Origin of the sequence: Aeromonas bivalvium (assembly GCF_000819765.1) — a bacterium.
Lineage (GTDB): Bacteria > Pseudomonadota > Gammaproteobacteria > Enterobacterales > Aeromonadaceae > Aeromonas > Aeromonas bivalvium.
On record NZ_CDBT01000063.1, the window covers coordinates 252,284 to 268,937 of the forward strand.

The following is a 16,654-nucleotide window of genomic DNA, read 5'->3' on the forward strand; positions in this document are numbered from 1 at the left end:
GTCATGACTTGTTGAGCATGTTTAGGTTCTCATCCTTGCTCAGCACGATGACCTCGCACTCAGCCCAGATATCCTGAAACGCCTTGGGCCGCTCGCCGCCCAGCAGGCACATCAGGTTGCCCAGACCGAATGCCGCCGTGGCGAGCCGGATCAGCGCCTGGGTGATGCGGATATTGCTGCCATCCACATTCTGGATGCGCAGCCGCCAGGCGCGCATGCCGATGGTCTGGCCGGCCCGGGTCCAGAACCAGACATAGAAACCCATGATCACCAGCGCCAGCCAGGCGCTGTAGAGGGGGCTGGTCAGCAGCCAGCTGGCATCTCTGCCCTCGGGCACGGTCGCCAGGCCGGTGGCGAGCAGCAACTGGGCCACCCCCATGCCGATGAAGCCGGCGATCACCAGCAGCGAGATGACCACCAGGTAGTCATAGAGCAGGGCGCCTAGACGGCGCAACAGACCTGCGGAGGGGTGAGTGTGGACGGGGGGCGTCGCCGGAGGAGGCGTGACTGACTTGCGCTTGGCCATGGGGGTTTTCCATCAAGAAGTTGAGGGCATTCTAAGTAACTGGGCAATCGACGGCAAGACGTTGAATAAATGAGCAAACAGCGAGAGGCCTGCGAAAAACACCTTGCATGGTCAGGCGCCATTCGTATAATCCCTCGCAGTTGCCCGGGTGGCGAAATCGGTAGACGCAGCGGATTCAAAATCCGCCGGTGAATAACCGTGTCGGTTCGAGTCCGACCCCGGGCACCATCATCAAACCAGCTCAATGCTGGTTTTTTTGTGCCTGCAATTTGGGCCGATCTCCGCTAAACTCTGCCACCCTTTATTTGGGGTAGCCGGGTCAGCCCTGCTTCCACCCTTTCTTCTATGCCTTCGGAGCCGCTCATGCCGTTAGTGGGACACCAACATCAGATCGATATTCAGGAACTGACCGACAAGGGGGATGGCAAGGGTCGCCTGTTCGATCGCCCCCTGTTTGTCGAGGGTCTGCTGCCCGGTGAGCAGGCGCTGGTCGAGTTGACCGAGGTCAAGCCGAACTATCTGCACGGCAAGCTGGTCGAGCTGACCCAGCCGTCCGCCGACAGGGTTCCCGACTTCTGCCCCAACACAGAGTGCGGCGGCTGCCAGGTGCGCCCGCTGGCCTATCCGGCCCAGCTCAAGCTGAAACAATCCCTGGTGCAGAGCGCGCTGGAGCAGGTCGGGCTGGGTGAGACCCAGGTCAACCGCATCCTCGGCATGGACAGCCCCTTCGCCTACCGCAACAAGGCGCAGTACGCCGTGCGTGGCAGCGAGGCCGGCGCCGAAATAGGCTTCTACCGCAAGCACTCCCATGATCTCATCACCGCCGACGACTGCGCGGTGCAGGACTCCCTGCATGTGGAGCTCAATGCCCGGGTGCGTGGCTGGATGCGCGAGCACGACATCGCCGCCTATGACGAGGTGGCCCACACCGGCTGCGTGCGCAACCTGATGACCCGCAAGGGCTTCAAGAGCGGCGAGCTGATGGTGGTGCTGGTGACCCTGGGTGAAGCGCTGCCCTTCGAGGCCGAACTGCTGGCTATCTTAAGCGATCTGCCCATCACCACGCTGGTGCAGAACATCAATGACGAGCGCACCAACCGCATCCTGGGAACGAGCAACCGGGTGCTGCTGGGGGAAGGGGTGATCCGCGACAAGATCCACGAGCTCGCGTTCGAGATCTCGCCCCTCTCCTTCTTCCAGAACAACCCGAGCCAGACCGATGTGCTCTACTCCAAGGCGCTGGAATACAGCGAGCTGACCGGCAACGAGACTGTGTTCGACATCTATTGCGGCATCGGCACCATCTCCCTGTTCCTGGCTGGCAAGGCCGCCAAGGTGGTGGGCATAGAGTCGGTGGAGAGCGCCATCAGCGATGCCCGCCGCAACGCCGCCCTGAACGGCATAGAGCACACCGAATTCCACGTGGGCAAGGCCGAGCAACTGATGCCCGAGCTGCACGCCCAGGGCGTGACCGCCGATGTGGTGGTGATGGATCCGCCCCGCAAGGGTTGTGACAAGGCGGTGCTGCAGACCCTGGTCGCCATGGCACCGCGCCGCCTGGTCTATGTCTCCTGCAACCCCCAGACCCTGGCCCGGGATCTCGCCTGGCTGGTCAAGCAGGGCTTCGTGCTGGACGAGGTGCAGCCGGTGGACATGTTCCCGCACTCCATGCACGTGGAAGCAGTCGCCCGCCTGAGCCGCCTGCCGGCGCAGGCCTGAGCGGGCTGCTGCGCTATGAGGACATGGCATTAGCCAGATGGCCCTGATAAAAACGACTCCAAATGGAGTCGTTTTTTTATGGCCGTAGACCGGCATGACAACCAGGCAGGGAGAGCGGGGTGATGATTCGTTTGGCGGACGTGGAGGATGCGGCGGCGCTGGGTCACTTCTTTGGGCAGCAGGATCGGGAGACCCGCTTCATGCTTTATGAGGCGGGGGAGCGCCCCTCAAATATCGAGGGGCAGCGCCAGCGGCTCGCGGCCATGGCAGAGGTCCCCAATCAGGCCATGTGGCTGCTGGTGCTGGCCGAAGAGGTGCAGGGGTTTGCCGTGCTCATCGGCGGCGGCCTGGCGCGCAACCGCCACTGCGCCCTGGTGGTGATGGGATTGCGGTCGAGTGCGCGCGGCCAGGGCTGGGGCGAGCGGCTGCTGCGTACCCTGATCGCGAGCGCGCCGGATTGCGGCATCAGCAGACTGGAGCTGGGGGTGATGGCCCATAACGAGGTGGCTCATTCACTTTATCGCAAGTGCGGTTTCCTGGATGAGGGGCTGCGGCGGCAGGCGTATCGGCTGGACGAGGGCTATGTCGACGAGATCAGCATGGGGCTGCTGTTGCCGCTCAGCGAGCCATGATGCCGCTGGCGTGCCAATCCTTGGTCAGAGAGGAGGGATGAGGCAGGCTGGTGGGCAGATACAGTGGCGCAAGGAGCAGACTATGAAGCAGAGCTTGCTGGCCTGGCTGGCCCGGTATGATGCCTGGTCACGGCGTTGGGGGCTGGCCCCCGAGTATGGCCGTTGTTGCACCCCCAGGCGTGACGAGGCCCGGGCCGATCGCGGCGAAGAGTCGGAGCCATGCGCAGAGGCCTACGATCGGTGCACGGCCGAGCGGCACGGGCGCCGATGAGCCGCTATGATGCCCCGGGCCGGTGGGGCTAAACTCAGACCTGTCGTGGCCCATCCGTTGGCGGTGGCCACGCTCTTTCCTTATATAGCGAGCCCATGTTCCATGCCCTTGTTTGACAGCCATTGTCACCTCGACGCCCCCGAGTTTGATACCGACCGCACCGGCCTGCTGGCCGAATGTCGCCTGCGCGGCATCACCGGATTCATGGTGCCCGCCATCGGCGCCGACAACTGGCAGCGGGTGATGGCGCTCTCGGCCAGGGAGCCCGATATCTGCTTTGCCCTTGGGGTTCATCCCTGTTTCGTGGCGCAGCAACCCCCGGATGTGATGGCCCGGCTGACGACGCTGGTGCAGCAGCGGCCTTCGGGTCTGGTGGCCATCGGCGAATGCGGTCTGGATGGGCGCTCCCATCTGCCTCAGGCGGGCCAGCAGCAACTGTTCGAGGCGCAAGTGAGGCTGGCCATGACCCTGGATCTGCCGCTGATCGTGCATTCGGTGCGGGCCAACGACACTGTGCTCAAGCTGCTGCGTCGCCACAGACCCGGCCGGGGCGGCGTGATCCATGCCTTCAGCGGCTCCCTGCACCAGGCCGAGCGCTTCTGGGAGCTGGGCTTCAGGCTGGGGATAGGGGGCACCATCACCTATGAGCGGGCCAACAAGACCCGGGAGGCGGTGGCGGCCATGCCGCTTGAGGCTCTCTTGCTGGAGACCGACTCTCCCGACATGCCCCTTTGTGGCCATCAGGGCATGCGCAATACCCCTTTGTCCCTGCTGCGGGTGCTGGATGAATTGGCAGCGCTCAAACGTTTGCCTGTTTCGCATGTTGCTGCGGTGTTATATGAATCCACTCAAGATATTTTCCATCTCAGTAAATAGATATTTAACACTCCGATAACTCAATGGGAGTTCGGGGCGAAAAAAATGCCGGATAAAAATCGTTTGCGGTCTAATTTAACGCCAGTTAGCCGATTTGATGCTTACGAAATGTGACCGCCCTTATACTTTGTCGCGAGCCAGTTAGTATAATGCGCACCCTTGATTGATAAGTTTGGGACACAACTTATTAACAAGTTGGAAGGTGCTACTACGAGGAAGATAACAATGAGTTTGATCATGGGTCTGGTAGGGATGGCAACACTCATCCTTATCGCGGTGCTGTTCTCCAGCAACCGCAAGGCAATCAATATACGTACCGTGGCAGGTGCGTTTGTTATTCAAGCCGGTCTGGGGGCATTCGTTCTGTATGTTCCGGTAGGCCGCGATATTCTGGTCGGCGTATCCAGTGCCGTCTCCAGTGTCATCAGCTATGGCCAGGACGGTATTAATTTCCTGTTCGGTGGCCTGGTCAGCGACAAGATGTTTGAAGTATTTGGTGGCGGTGGCTTCGTATTTGCCTTCCGTGTTCTGCCGGTCATCATCTTCTTCTCCTCTCTGATTGCTGTGCTCTATTACCTGGGCATCATGCAGCTGATCATCAAGCTGCTGGGCGGCGCATTGCAGAAAGTGCTGGGTACCTCCCGTACCGAATCCCTGTCCGCGACGGCCAACATCTTCGTCGGTCAGACCGAAGCGCCGCTGGTGGTGCGTCCCTTCATCGGCAAGATGACCGACTCCGAGCTGTTTGCCGTCATGTGTGGTGGTCTGGCCTCCGTTGCCGGTTCCGTCCTGGCCGGTTATGCCGCCATGGGCGTCAAGATGGAATACCTGATCGCCGCCTCCTTCATGGCCGCCCCCGGTGGTCTGCTGTTCGCCAAGTTGCTGGTGCCGGAAACCCAGAGCCCGAACTATGACGAAAACAGCGCCGATGGCGACCTGGACGACAAGCCTGCCAACGTGATCGATGCCGCCGCTGCCGGTGCTTCCTCCGGTATGCAACTGGCCCTGAACGTCGGCGCCATGCTGCTGGCCTTCATCGGCCTCATCGCCATGATCAACGGTATCTTCTCCGGTGTGGGCGGCTGGTTCGGTTACCCGCAACTCTCCCTGGAGCTGCTGCTGGGCTGGATCTTCTCCCCGCTGGCCTTCCTGATCGGTGTACCCTGGAGCGAGGCGACCGTCGCCGGTTCCTTCATCGGCCAGAAGCTGGTAGTGAACGAGTTCGTGGCTTACCTGAACTTCGCCCCCTACCTGAAAGATGAAGTGCTGATCAACGGCGTGGCCATGTCCGACCACACCAAGGCGATCATCTCCTTCGCTCTGTGCGGCTTCGCCAACCTCTCCTCCGTTGCCATCCTGCTGGGTGGTCTGGGCTCCATGGCACCGAACCGTCGCGGCGACATCGCTCGCTTCGGTCTGAAAGCCGTACTGGCCGGGTCTCTGTCCAACCTGATGTCTGCTACCATCGCAGGCTTCTTCCTGGCCCTGTCCGCCATGTAACCGCGGTCAGACAAGCCTTAAGCCGAACGCCACAGCAGATGCTGTGGCGTTCGCATTTGGGGGGCTGACAACCGTTTTCCTCCCTAGACTGATAAGAAAGCGTGAGTCACACGGAGGTGTTATGAACGAAGTGCTACTGGCCATGGCGGCTGGCTTCATCGTCGGCTTGTTGTTTTCCTTCCTCAAGTTGCCGATCCCGGCCCCCCCGGTATTGTCCGGGGTGATGGGGATCGTAGGAGTCTATCTTGGCGGTATCGCCTACTCCTGGTTAGTGACCCGTTTCTTCTCTTAGAACGGGATGAACAGACGGATTTGCCCGGTGTGAGATACCCCTGGAATTGGCAAATCCGGCTTGCAAACAGGGGGTATCTCGGCTGAAATAGGCATTGCCAGCAGGGTGCTGGCATTGACTAATACCCGATGGGATCGGGTGTTGGCGGTCAAATGGAATTGATTGGGAACCAGGCTCTGATGTGCATGACCTGTCTCAAGTCTTCATGGAACCAAGTCCGCACTTTTGTAAGAAAGTGACAGGGCTCTTGCCTTATTTACAGTCTATTGCCCGTGCAGTCGCACTGTATTTCCATGCCCCCAAGCTGGGTGGAACCTGTCAGCAAATGGTGTTGTCGCAGCTGACATGTCCCCTTGCCGGGCTTAATCAAAGACTTTGGAGAATATCATGACCGATCTGAAACTGGCCGCCCAACGCGCCCTGAACCTGATGGATCTGACCACCCTGAACGATGATGACACCGATCAGAAGGTGATCGATCTGTGCCACAAGGCCAAGTCTCCGGCCGGCCTGACTGCCGCCGTCTGCATCTACCCCCGTTTCATCCCCATCGCGCGCAAGACCCTGCGTGACATCGGCGCCGCCGACGTGCGCATCGCCACCGTGACCAACTTCCCCCACGGCAACGACGACATAGAGATCGCCGTGGCCGAGACCCGTGCCGCCGTCGCCTACGGTGCCGACGAGGTGGACGTGGTCTTCCCGTACCGCGCCTTCATGGCCGGCAATGAACAGATCGGTTTCGATCTGGTCAAAGCCTGTAAGGAAGCCTGTGGCGACAAGGCGCTGCTGAAAGTGATCATCGAGACCGGCGAGCTGAAGGAAGAGGCGCTGATCCGTCGCGCCTCCGAGATCTCCATCGACGCCGGTGCCGACTTCATCAAGACCTCCACCGGCAAGGTGCCGGTCAATGCGACTCCTGAAGCTGCCCGCATCATGATGGAAGTGATCAAGGCCAAGAACCCGAAAGTGGGCTTCAAGCCTGCTGGTGGCGTGAAAGACGCCGCCGTGGCGGGTCAGTACCTGGCCATGGCCGAAGAGATCCTGGGCATGGAGTGGGTCTCCCCGCGCACCTTCCGCTTCGGTGCCTCCAGCCTGCTGGCCAGCCTGCTGGCGACCCTGGGCCACGGCGACAAGCCCGCCAATACCAGCGGTTACTAAGTGGTGACAGGGGGCGGTGCGCCGCCCCCTTTCTGGTTTGGTTCGGTCTGTGTTCGTGCGTGATGCACGGAGGGAATGAAAGATGTTTTTACCTCAAGAAATTATTCGCAAGAAGCGCAACGGTGAAGCGCTCAGTACCCAAGAGATTCAATTCTTCGTCCAGGGAATTACCAACAACACCATAGGCGAAGGGCAGATAGCGGCCCTGGCCATGGCGGTTTACTTCAAGGACATGACCATGGATGAGCGGGTCGCCCTGACCTGCGCCATGCGCGATTCCGGCATGGTGCTGGCCTGGGACCACCTCAATCTGGGTGGCCCCATCGTCGACAAGCACTCCACCGGTGGCGTGGGTGACGTCGTCTCCCTGATGCTGGGCCCCATGGTCGCCGCCTGCGGCGGTTTCGTGCCCATGATCTCCGGTCGTGGCCTGGGTCACACCGGCGGTACCCTGGACAAGCTGGATGCCATTCCCGGCTACCAGACCTCGGTCGACAACGATCGCTTCCTGAAAGTGGTGAAAGAGGCGGGTGTGGCCATCATAGGCCAGACCGGCGATCTCGCTCCGGCCGACAAGCGTATCTATGCGGTGCGTGACATCACGGCCACCGTCGAATCCATCGCCATGATCACCGGCTCCATCCTCTCCAAAAAGCTCGCCTCCGGTCTGGAAGCCCTGGTGATGGACGTGAAAGTGGGCTCCGGCGCCTTCATGCCGACCTTTGAGGCCTCCGAAGAGCTGGCGAAAAGCATTGTGGCCGTGGCCAACGGTGCCGGCTGCCGCACCTCGGCACTGCTGACCGACATGAACCAGGTGCTGGCCTCCAGCGCCGGCAACGCCGTGGAAGTGCGCGAGGCGGTGCGTTACCTGACCGGTGAATACCGCAACCCGCGCATCCACGAAGTGACCCTGGCCCTGTGCGCCGAGATGCTGATCTCCGCGGGCCTCGCCAGCGACGATAGCGATGCCCGCCGCAAACTGCAGGCGGTGCTGGACAACGGCAAGGCAGCCGAGATCTTCGGTCGCATGGTGACCGGCCTCGGTGGTCCGGTGGACTTCATGGAGCGCTACGACGCCTACCTGCCCAAGGCCGCCATAGTGCGCCCCGTGTATGCGGCGCAGAGCGGCTTCGTCACCGCCATGGATACCCGCGAACTGGGCCTGGCCGTGGTGGCCATGGGGGGTGGTCGCCGCGCCGCCGGGGACAAGCTCGATTATGCGGTCGGTCTGACCGACTTTATCCGCCTGGGGCAGAGCGTCGAGGCTGACAAGCCGCTCGCCCTGATCCACGCTCAAACAGAAGCCCAATTTGCCGAGGCCGCCCGCATGGTGCAGGCTGCCGTGAAGATCGGTGACACCCGACCAAAGGCACTGCCCGAGGTTTACCGTCGCATCGGTCTGGCCGATTTGTAACAGGGGGAACACCCATGAAACGTACCTTTATTCTGATGATGGACTCCTTCGGTATTGGCGCTGCCGCCGATGCCGAGAAGTTCGGAGACGTGGGCGCCAACACCCTTGGCCATATCGCCAAGGCTTGCGCCGCCGGTGAGATTGAAGGCCGTGGCGCCCTCAAGCTGCCGAACCTCAACAAGCTGGGCCTGGGCCACGCGGGGGAGCAGGCTTCCGGCTACTTCCCGGCTGGCTTGAAGAAAGATATCGAGGTGGTCGGGGCCTACGGCTTCGCCCAGGAGCTCTCCTCCGGCAAGGACACCCCGTCCGGCCACTGGGAGATCGCCGGTGTGCCCGTCTTGTTCGAGTGGGGTTACTTCCACGATCACCACAACAGCTTCCCCCAGGAGCTGCTGGACGCCATCGTCGAGAAGGCAGGCCTGCCGGGTTACCTCGGCAACTGCCACGCCTCCGGCACCCAGGTGCTGGACGATCTGGGCGAAGAGCACATGCGTACCGGCAAGCCCATTCTCTACACCTCTGCCGACTCCGTGTTCCAGATTGCCTGCCACGAAGAGACCTACGGCCTCGAGAAGCTCTATGAGCTGTGCCACATAGTGCGCGAGCTGCTGGAGCCCTACAACATAGGCCGCGTCATCGCGCGTCCATTCGTGGGCAGCGGCAAGGGCGACTTCAAGCGTACCGGCAACCGTCACGACTACTCGGTGCTGCCGCCGGCGCCGACCGTGCTGGACTACATGAAGGATGCAGGGGGCCAGGTGGTCTCCATCGGCAAGATCGCCGACATCTATGCCCAGCAGGGCATCACCAAGCAGGTGAAGGGCACGGGCCTGACCGAGCTGTGGGACAGAACCCTGGAAGAGGTGAAAGCGGCCGGTGACAACACCATCGTCTTCACCAACTTCGTGGACTTCGACTCCTCCTACGGTCACCGCCGTGACGTCAAGGGCTACGCCGATGCGCTTGAGTATTTCGACTCCCGCCTGCCGGAGCTGTTCGAGATACTGCAAGATGGCGACGTGGTGGTGCTGACCGCCGACCACGGCTGCGATCCGACCTGGAGCGGCACCGACCACACCCGTGAATACATCCCGGTGCTGTTCTACGGCAAGCCGGTCAAGGCGGGCTCCGTCGGCCGTCGCGAGACCTTCGCCGACATCGGCCAGAGCATAGCGGCCTACCACGGTCTGCCCAAGCTGCAATACGGCACCAGCTTCCTCTGATGCCCTGGGCAGGGCGGCATCTTCAGGTGCGCTCTGCCCGATTGCAGCAGGGTCTCTGCTTTTTGTAACTGACCCGCCTGCCACTCAGGTGGCGGGCAATTTTATAAAACAATAAAACTCAACCTAGTGTGAAGGAATCAAGAGAATGGCAACTCCTCATATCAATGCAAAAGATGGCGCCTTTGCTGACACCGTACTGATGCCGGGCGACCCCCTGCGTGCCAAGTACATCGCCGAGACCTTCCTGGAGAACGTCGAGCAGGTGTGCGATGTGCGCAGCATGCTCGGCTTCACCGGTACCTACAAGGGCCGTCGCATCTCCGTCATGGGCCACGGCATGGGCATCCCGTCCTGCTCCATCTACGCCACCGAGCTCATCAAGGACTATGGCGTGAAGACCCTGATCCGCGTGGGCTCCTGCGGTGCCGTGCGTGAAGACGTGAAACTGCGTGACGTGGTGATCGGCATGGGTGCCTGCACCGACTCCAAGGTCAACCGTCTGCGCTTCAAGGATCACGACTTCGCCGCCATCGCAGACTTCGATCTGGTGGCCAATGCCGTGCAGGCCGCCAAGAACAAGGGCACGCCGGTGCGCGTGGGCAACATCTTCTCCGCCGACCTGTTCTACACCCCGGATCCCTCCATGTTCGACGTCATGGAGAAATACGGCATACTGGGTGTCGAGATGGAAGCCGCCGGCATCTACGGCGTGGCTGCCGAGTACGGTGCCCGTGCCCTGACCATCTGCACCGTCTCCGACCATATCCGTACCGGCGAGCAGACCAGCTCCGAAGAGCGTCAGCTGACCTTCAACGACATGATCGAGATCGCACTGGACTCCGTGCTGCTGGGCGACAAGTAATCCCCATTCACATCATGCAAAACGGCGACCTCGGGGTCGCCGTTTTTTTATGGTCGATGGCCAGCATCCCTTCAGCCTTGGCACGGGGAGGAGGCCGCCAGGGAACAGGAAAAGAGAGGCATCAGATCGGCGCCTATACTCTCACCTGACCCCCAACAGAGGCTCAGGCGATGAAAAAAGGACAGATGCTCACCACTATGATCCTTGCCCTCGCGCTGGCCGTCCCTCAGGCCTGGCAGGCGGTGTGGGCGGCGGAAGGCAGGTTACAGCACAGGGCGCAGCAACCCAGGGTGCAACACAGGGCGCCTCAGCAAAGGGCAGTCCAACCGAGGACGGCCCAGCACAAGGCGGTGCCCGCGCGCAGGAACAATCAGGAGATGGTGAGCTTCAAGGGCAGCTGGCTCAATACCCCCGTCAAGGGCGGCAAGGTGCACGGGGGAGAGGGGCAGATCAGGCACCAGGAGCGCAATCTCACCGGCCAGCGGGATCATCGCATCGACAACAGCCGCAGCATTGAGGGCAACACCGTCTACATCAACAACAAGCACAACAGGATAGCGGTGCCCGCCGATCGACACCGGGTCTATCGTGACGTGGTGGTGGTGCGGCCCTATGGCCACTGGTACAACGGCTATGGCAACTACTATGACGACAATGATGCCTGGAAGTGGCTGGCCTTTACTGCCATCACCTTGAAAATACTGGATAACCTCAACGAAGCTCAACAGCGGGAGCATGAAGCGGCCCAGGTGCAGGCAACCACGGCCCCCCTGAATCAAGCCGTCACCTGGAGCGACGGCAGCGCATCGGGCTCGGTGACGGCGGTGCGGGAGGGGACCAGCAACAACGGCCGCTACTGCCGTGAGTTCCAGCAGACCATCACGGTGGCTGGCAAGAAGGAGGATGCCTACGGGACGGCATGCCAGAACCCGGATGGTTCCTGGGAGCTGGTCTCTGATTGAGACTTAACTGAGCCCTGGTGGGGGTTCGCTGCCATCGGGAGCGCTCGGTTGGGCGCTCTTTTTCTTGTGCTTGCGTACTCGCATGTAGTTGCGGCGCACGCCGTAGGAGATGAGCAATCCCGCCAGCAGCATCACCAGCAGCATCAGCCGCTGCTTCTCCTGGTTCACCTTTAGCTGGGTATCCTGTTTGGCCAGCATCAGCTGCTCTTCCAGGGTGATCCTCAGATAGCCAAGGGTCTTGTCACCCTCGAGGATCTCTTCGACATAGGGGAGTCGCCCCTTGCCGGATGTCGGGGGGCTGGCATTGTCCTGGCCGATGGGAAGCAGGCTGTCCAGCGGCAGAGCGTTGTCAGACTGGGCCAGGGGAACGCCCCTGGCGTCATAGAGGGTGACATCCAGGATCTCGGGGGAGAGGGCCAGCTCCTGGGCCAGCCGCGCCAGCTCGCTCTCGTTATCCTCCTTCAGCCAGCGGCGCATGTCCCGGCTGGCATAGCTGACCAGAGCCTGGGCCCGGGTACGCGCCTGATCGTGCAGGGCCGCCTGGCTGGCGCTCTGCATGTGGATCAACAGGGCCAGAACCCAGCAGCCGAGGGCGATACCGGCGCCCAGACTCAGCAGGCGTTTGACGGGCATATGACGCAAGGGGGCTCTCCTGATTGCGGGTGCAGGCGGGATCTTGGCGCTTGCCTGTATAAAAAGCAATACGCTACTCTGGGCCCGCACTTTCACCCCCCCGACATCCAAGGAAGGTTTTTCGCTCATGTTGTTGTCCCAGTTAGCCCAAGCCCCCACCGACTGGCCCGCCCAGCTTGCCTCTGCCCCGCTCTGGGAACTGCACATAGACGCCCTGCAGGGCACGAGCCACCCCTTGACGGGAGGATGGCTGGTGCTGTTCGGCCATGATCTGGCCGCGAGCCAGCTCAGGCAGCTGGCACCCCTGCTGGCGCTGGAGGGGGTGCAAGCCTGCCTCTATCCCGTGACCCGCCTCGCCGGTGTGCCCCTGCTGCTGATAGGGACAGACAGCTTCTCCAGTGCGTTGGCCGCCGCCATCAAGCAGGAGAGCTGGGCCATCGATATCTGCCATCTGGCGCACTTGCCTAGCCTGGCCGAGCCTGGGCTGCTGGTGATGGACATGGATTCGACCGCGATCCAGATGGAGTGCATCGACGAGATAGCGCGCCTGGCCGGGGTGGGGGAGCAGGTGTCCGCCGTCACCGCCGCTGCCATGCAGGGACAACTGGAGTTCGCCGACAGTCTGCGTCGCCGGGTCGCCTTGCTGGCCGGGGCGCCCGTCACCATCCTCGATCAGGTGGCCGCCGACATGCCCTGGATGCCGGGCTTGCAGTTGATGGTCGATACCCTCAAGCAGTCGGGCTGGACCCTGGCCATCGCCTCCGGCGGCTTCACCCGTTTCGCCGGCGAGCTGCAACAGGCCCTGGGGCTGGATGCCATCTTCGCCAATGAACTGGCGGTGGCGGATGGCAAACTGACCGGTCAGGTGGCGGGGGAGATAGTGGACGCCGATGCCAAGGCAAGGGTGCTGACCCGGCTCGCCGCCGAGCGGGGGCTGGCACAGGCCCAGACGGTGGCGGTGGGGGATGGCGCCAACGATCTCAAGATGATGGCGGCGGCAGGTCTTGGCATCGCCATTCATGCCAAGCCCCTGGTGCGCGCCCAGGCGAGCGCCAGCCTGACCCATCATGATCTGGAAGGGGTCATCTGCCTGCTGGGGGCCCGCGCCTGCGCCGAGATGCGCTGGCACCGCTGACGACACGCCATGGAGGGCGCCACAATGGAACTGCTGCAAAATTCTCACTTCATCCCCTGCGGGGAGCACAGACTGCACCTGCGCCAGATAGGCCTGGCGCAACCCAGTCAGGGCGAACCCATACTGATGGTGCATGGCGCCATCGAGAATGGCCGTATCTTCTATACCGGCTCGGGCAAGGGGCTCGCCTGCTTCCTGGCGCGCCACGGTTATCGGGTCTATGTGGCGGATCTGCGGGGCCGGGGCCTGAGCACGCCGGCCATCGCAGAGCGGGCCGACCATGGTCAGCATGAGCTGATCACCGAGGATCTGCCGACCCTGCAGGCCTGGATCTCGGCCCGCCACCCTGGGCAAAAGGTGCACTGGATGGCGCACTCCTGGGGCGGGGTGCTGATGGCATCGACCCTGGTGCGCTTTCCCGCCCTCGCCGCCGGGGTGGCGAGCCTGCTGTTTTTTGGCAGCAAGCGGGGGATCTCGGTTCACGGCCCGGAGCGCTGGTTCAAGGTGGATCTGATCTGGAACCGGCTCGCCCCCTGGCTGGCACGCCGTCGGGGTTTTCTGGCGGCGCGGCGTCTGAAGCTGGGGGCCGATGACGAGCCGCTGCGCTACCTGGAGGAGACGATCCCTTGGGTGAAATGCGGCCCCTGGCAGGATCCCCATGACGGCTTTGCCTATGACGAGGCGGCGAGCCGGGTCAACTGGCCCCCCTTGTGGATGATCTCGGCCAAGGCCGACAAGGTGCTGGGTCACCCGACCGACGTGCGCCGCTTCGGCGCCGAGATGGGGTCGCTCGCCCGTCACACCCGGCTTGGGCGCGACAACGGCAACCGCCTCGACTATGACCACATCAACATGCTGACGGCGCCCCAGGCCGCCGAGGATCACTTCCCCGCTATCCTGTCCTGGCTGCAACAGCCGAGCGCTCCCTGAGCCTGGCAACCCAACGAACGAAGAGGGGCGGACTGATGTCCGCCCCTCTTCGTTGTCCGTCTGCGGTGGCCCTACCCCTTGGCCGGGCCCAGACCGAGGCGCAGCAGGGTGGCCTGGGTGGTGTCGGTCAGCTCGCCGACGCCGACTACGCTCCACAGCTCATCTTCCAGCCGCTTGGCCTTGTGGATCGCGAACTTGGCGATGTAATCGAGTTCGCTGGCGATGAAGTTGGTATCGGGTCGCCCTGTGCGTGACAGGCCAAGCTGCACCGAATAGAACTCCCCCTTGGCCCTGGCCTGCTCGATGAAGGCCCGCTTGGCCGCCACGTCCGTCAGGCTGGCCGCCGCCACGCTGTGAAACTGGGGGGCGCCGTTGGCCAGCCGCTGCCAGCTGACATAGATCTCGGCCTCCCTTGGCAAGTCTTCCCGAGCCAGGGTGCGCAGGGGTTCCAGCAGCAGCTGGCGCAGCAGATCCCCCTGCAGCAGGGGATAGAGATTGGCCTGCCGGGGGGCGTCGGCGCAGGCCTGCAACAGGCGGGCGAGGGAGCGGGGCCGGGGCGCTTGTGCCAGGGTGGCGGGTCTGATGCTGTTCTTGCCCTTGTTGATGTAGACGGGGGTGCTGAAGACATGATGGCTGTAGATGTTGCGCAGGGCCCGGGCCAGGCCACGGTAGCGGCGCAGCCCCTCGGCCGTCTTGAGCTTGCTGCGGTTGCTCTCGATCAGCAGGCTGAAGAAGTGGCGCCCCGTGTGTCGCTCCGGTTCCCCTTCGATGCACAGGTGCAGCACGGTTCGGCTCTGGTTGAAGTTGACCAGGCGGTAGGGCAGGGTCTGCAGATCCAGATGCTTGGTGAGGGGTTGCAGCTTGGGCAGGGCCACGGTGACCAGATCCCCCTTGTTGCCGGGGAAGGGGGCCTCCAGCTCGATCTGCATGCCGTGGGCCGAGATGTCGCGGGTCCAGCCCACCCAGGCCTGCTCCCCCAGGCGCAGGGCGATTGCCGTCTTGTGCAGGTAGCGGGCCTCGCGCCTGAGCTGGACATAGTGCAGCGTCTCCACCTCGAAGGGGGCCGGGCCCAGGTCGTGGCCGAAGCGTTGCAGGGCATTGGCGTCGTGCTGCACCTGGGGCTGCGTCAGGTATTCCTCGCGTATCGTCTCGCTCGGTATCTCCTGCAACAGGCCGACATAGCCGAGCCGGTCCAGCCTGGCGCGCAGCAGGGTGTCCTGGCTCAGGAGCTGCTCCCGGGTCGGCAGGCTGCTGATGTCGGCCTCTGCCAGGGCGCAGGCTTCGAGGGAAAACTTGTAGACCCGAAAGCTGGGCCGCTTGGCCGCGACCTGAAAGAAGAGGGCGTGCAATCCGCTCTCGGCCAGCTCCTCGGCGCTGGCCGAGAAGAAGTAGAGGTGGCTGCGCACCGCGTGGGTGAAGCTGTAAATCAGGGTCTCGCGGCAGATGTCACTGTCTGGCAGCAGTTTGCGCAGGCGCGCCGGCGGGAAGAGCCCGGCCAGGGTCGGCTGGTTCTTCTCGTCGCGCCAGTATTCGAGCAGGTGCAGGTTGTTCTCGCTCTTGAGCACCACCTCGAGCCTGGGGGCCTCCCCCGGTTCCCCCTTGCTGAAAAACAGCGGCAGGCCGCTCATGCGCGGCAGGAAGAACTGCTCGTAACCCTTGATGATGGCCGCCGACAGCAGGTGATCCACGCTGACGCGATAGCGTCCCTTGTTGCTCTCGATGAAGTGGGCGAGATGGGCATCGAAGGGGGCGTTCTCCCCCTCGCGCACCAGGCGCAGCCAGTACCTGTCGTCACGACTCTCCTGGCCGAGGATGCGGTAGCCGATCCCCTGGCCGAGGCAGGGATGGGGGGCCTCCTTGTCCAGACCATGGAAGTGCACCAGCACCTGGTCGCCTTCCTCGAAGCGGGGCAGATAGGGCACCGAGATGCGAATGCCGCCGGTGGAGAGATCCGAGCTCTTGGCGCTGATGCGCTCGCCGCTGCCGAGCTGCAGCTCGAGAGGGGAGCTGAAGTGCATCCTGTCCTGGCTGCGGCCGACATAGCTGGCGAAGGTGATGAGGTTGACATCGAGCTGGCGCAGCTGGCCCGGCGCGGGCTGGTGGGGGGAGAGGGCGCGGTTGCCGGCCTGGCGCTGCCATGCCTGCATCGCCTCATAGACCCCCAGGGTGTAGCGATCCCGATAGAGGTAGCAGTGGGACTGGAACTGGGCAACCGCCTCATCGGGCATGAAGTGGGTGATGCCGGCAAACTCGAACACCCGGCAGGCCTGGGGCCACTCGCTGCGCATGTCGATGACGCGCCGGCAGTCGGCGCCGCGCCGGTTCAGCTCCATCTTCAGCAGGAAACGGGTGTTGCTGCTCTGTTCGGCGGTCAGGCGCAGGAAGAGCTCGTCGAAATCGGCCTCTCGCTGCAGGGGGATGAGTTGATCGATGAGTGGGTGTGGCTGGGCTGAGTCCATGAGTTCCTGCTACGGAAAGTCAATTTTCCGAGTCTGGGTTTGATCTGTCGGGCTGAACC

General features: G+C 62.8%; 15 protein-coding genes and 1 tRNA gene. 13 read left to right on the plus strand and 3 right to left on the minus strand.

The window, feature by feature from the left end; all coding sequences use genetic code 11:
* Position 1: 1 nt before the first annotated feature.
* Positions 2-526 (minus strand): RDD family protein, encoded by a 525-nt coding sequence (locus BN1119_RS19255; protein WP_042002066.1) that lies wholly within the window; start codon positions 524-526, stop codon positions 2-4.
* Positions 527-668: 142 nt separating this feature from the next.
* Here BN1119_RS19255 and BN1119_RS19260 point away from each other — a divergent pair.
* The 11 genes from BN1119_RS19260 to BN1119_RS19315 all read left to right on the plus strand — a co-directional run bounded on the left by BN1119_RS19260 (position 669) and on the right by BN1119_RS19315 (position 11,438).
* Positions 669-754, plus strand: a tRNA-Leu gene (locus BN1119_RS19260).
* 135 nt (positions 755-889) lie between these two features.
* Entirely contained in the window at positions 890-2,245 is a 1,356-nt protein-coding gene (gene rlmD / locus BN1119_RS19265) for a 23S rRNA (uracil(1939)-C(5))-methyltransferase RlmD (RefSeq protein WP_042002069.1), read from the plus strand.
* Between the two features lie 122 nt (positions 2,246-2,367).
* Positions 2,368-2,877, plus strand: coding sequence for a GNAT family N-acetyltransferase (locus BN1119_RS19270; RefSeq protein ID WP_209434939.1), 510 nt, complete (start codon positions 2,368-2,370; stop codon positions 2,875-2,877).
* A 373-nt stretch (positions 2,878-3,250) separates the two neighbouring features.
* On the plus strand, positions 3,251-4,024 hold the full coding sequence (locus tag BN1119_RS19280; RefSeq protein ID WP_042002078.1) for a TatD family hydrolase: 774 nt from the start codon (positions 3,251-3,253) through the stop codon (positions 4,022-4,024).
* A 225-nt stretch (positions 4,025-4,249) separates the two neighbouring features.
* The gene (locus BN1119_RS19285; RefSeq protein WP_042002081.1) at positions 4,250-5,524 is read left to right on the plus strand and encodes a NupC/NupG family nucleoside CNT transporter; all 1,275 of its coding nucleotides are present in this window, start codon (positions 4,250-4,252) and stop codon (positions 5,522-5,524) included.
* Between the two features lie 121 nt (positions 5,525-5,645).
* Positions 5,646-5,816, plus strand: coding sequence for a XapX domain-containing protein (locus tag BN1119_RS19290; protein WP_042002084.1), 171 nt, complete (start codon positions 5,646-5,648; stop codon positions 5,814-5,816).
* A gap of 387 nt (positions 5,817-6,203) precedes the next feature.
* Positions 6,204-6,977: a deoxyribose-phosphate aldolase gene (deoC, locus tag BN1119_RS19295; RefSeq protein WP_042002087.1), complete on the plus strand. Its 774-nt coding sequence runs from the start codon at positions 6,204-6,206 to the stop codon at positions 6,975-6,977.
* 82 nt (positions 6,978-7,059) lie between these two features.
* Entirely contained in the window at positions 7,060-8,391 is a 1,332-nt protein-coding gene (gene deoA, locus BN1119_RS19300; protein WP_042002089.1) for a thymidine phosphorylase, read from the plus strand.
* A gap of 14 nt (positions 8,392-8,405) precedes the next feature.
* Positions 8,406-9,614, plus strand: coding sequence for a phosphopentomutase (locus BN1119_RS19305; RefSeq protein WP_042002091.1), 1,209 nt, complete (start codon positions 8,406-8,408; stop codon positions 9,612-9,614).
* Positions 9,615-9,759: 145 nt separating this feature from the next.
* Positions 9,760-10,476, plus strand: a complete 717-nt coding sequence (gene deoD / locus BN1119_RS19310) for a purine-nucleoside phosphorylase (protein WP_042002093.1) — start codon at positions 9,760-9,762, stop codon at positions 10,474-10,476.
* Between the two features lie 197 nt (positions 10,477-10,673).
* Complete coding sequence (locus BN1119_RS19315) at positions 10,674-11,438, plus strand: RT0821/Lpp0805 family surface protein (RefSeq protein WP_244463765.1); 765 nt, start codon at positions 10,674-10,676, stop codon at positions 11,436-11,438.
* A gap of 3 nt (positions 11,439-11,441) precedes the next feature.
* Here the strand turns inward: BN1119_RS19315 and BN1119_RS19320 are convergent, their stop codons facing one another.
* Positions 11,442-12,080, minus strand: coding sequence for an AhpA/YtjB family protein (locus BN1119_RS19320; RefSeq protein ID WP_042002096.1), 639 nt, complete (start codon positions 12,078-12,080; stop codon positions 11,442-11,444).
* 118 nt (positions 12,081-12,198) lie between these two features.
* Here BN1119_RS19320 and serB point away from each other — a divergent pair, with 118 nt between their 5' ends.
* Both serB and BN1119_RS19330 read left to right on the plus strand, forming a co-directional pair.
* Positions 12,199-13,206 carry a phosphoserine phosphatase SerB gene (gene serB / locus BN1119_RS19325; RefSeq protein ID WP_042002099.1) on the plus strand — a complete coding sequence of 336 codons (1,008 nt, stop codon included), beginning with the start codon at positions 12,199-12,201 and terminating at the stop codon, positions 13,204-13,206.
* Between the two features lie 24 nt (positions 13,207-13,230).
* Positions 13,231-14,136, plus strand: a complete 906-nt coding sequence (locus BN1119_RS19330) for an alpha/beta fold hydrolase (RefSeq protein WP_042002102.1) — start codon at positions 13,231-13,233, stop codon at positions 14,134-14,136.
* Positions 14,137-14,207: 71 nt separating this feature from the next.
* Here BN1119_RS19330 and BN1119_RS19335 read toward each other — a convergent pair whose 3' ends face one another.
* The gene (locus BN1119_RS19335; RefSeq protein WP_042002105.1) at positions 14,208-16,595 is read right to left on the minus strand and encodes a PilZ domain-containing protein; all 2,388 of its coding nucleotides are present in this window, start codon (positions 16,593-16,595) and stop codon (positions 14,208-14,210) included.
* Positions 16,596-16,654: the final 59 nt, after the last annotated feature.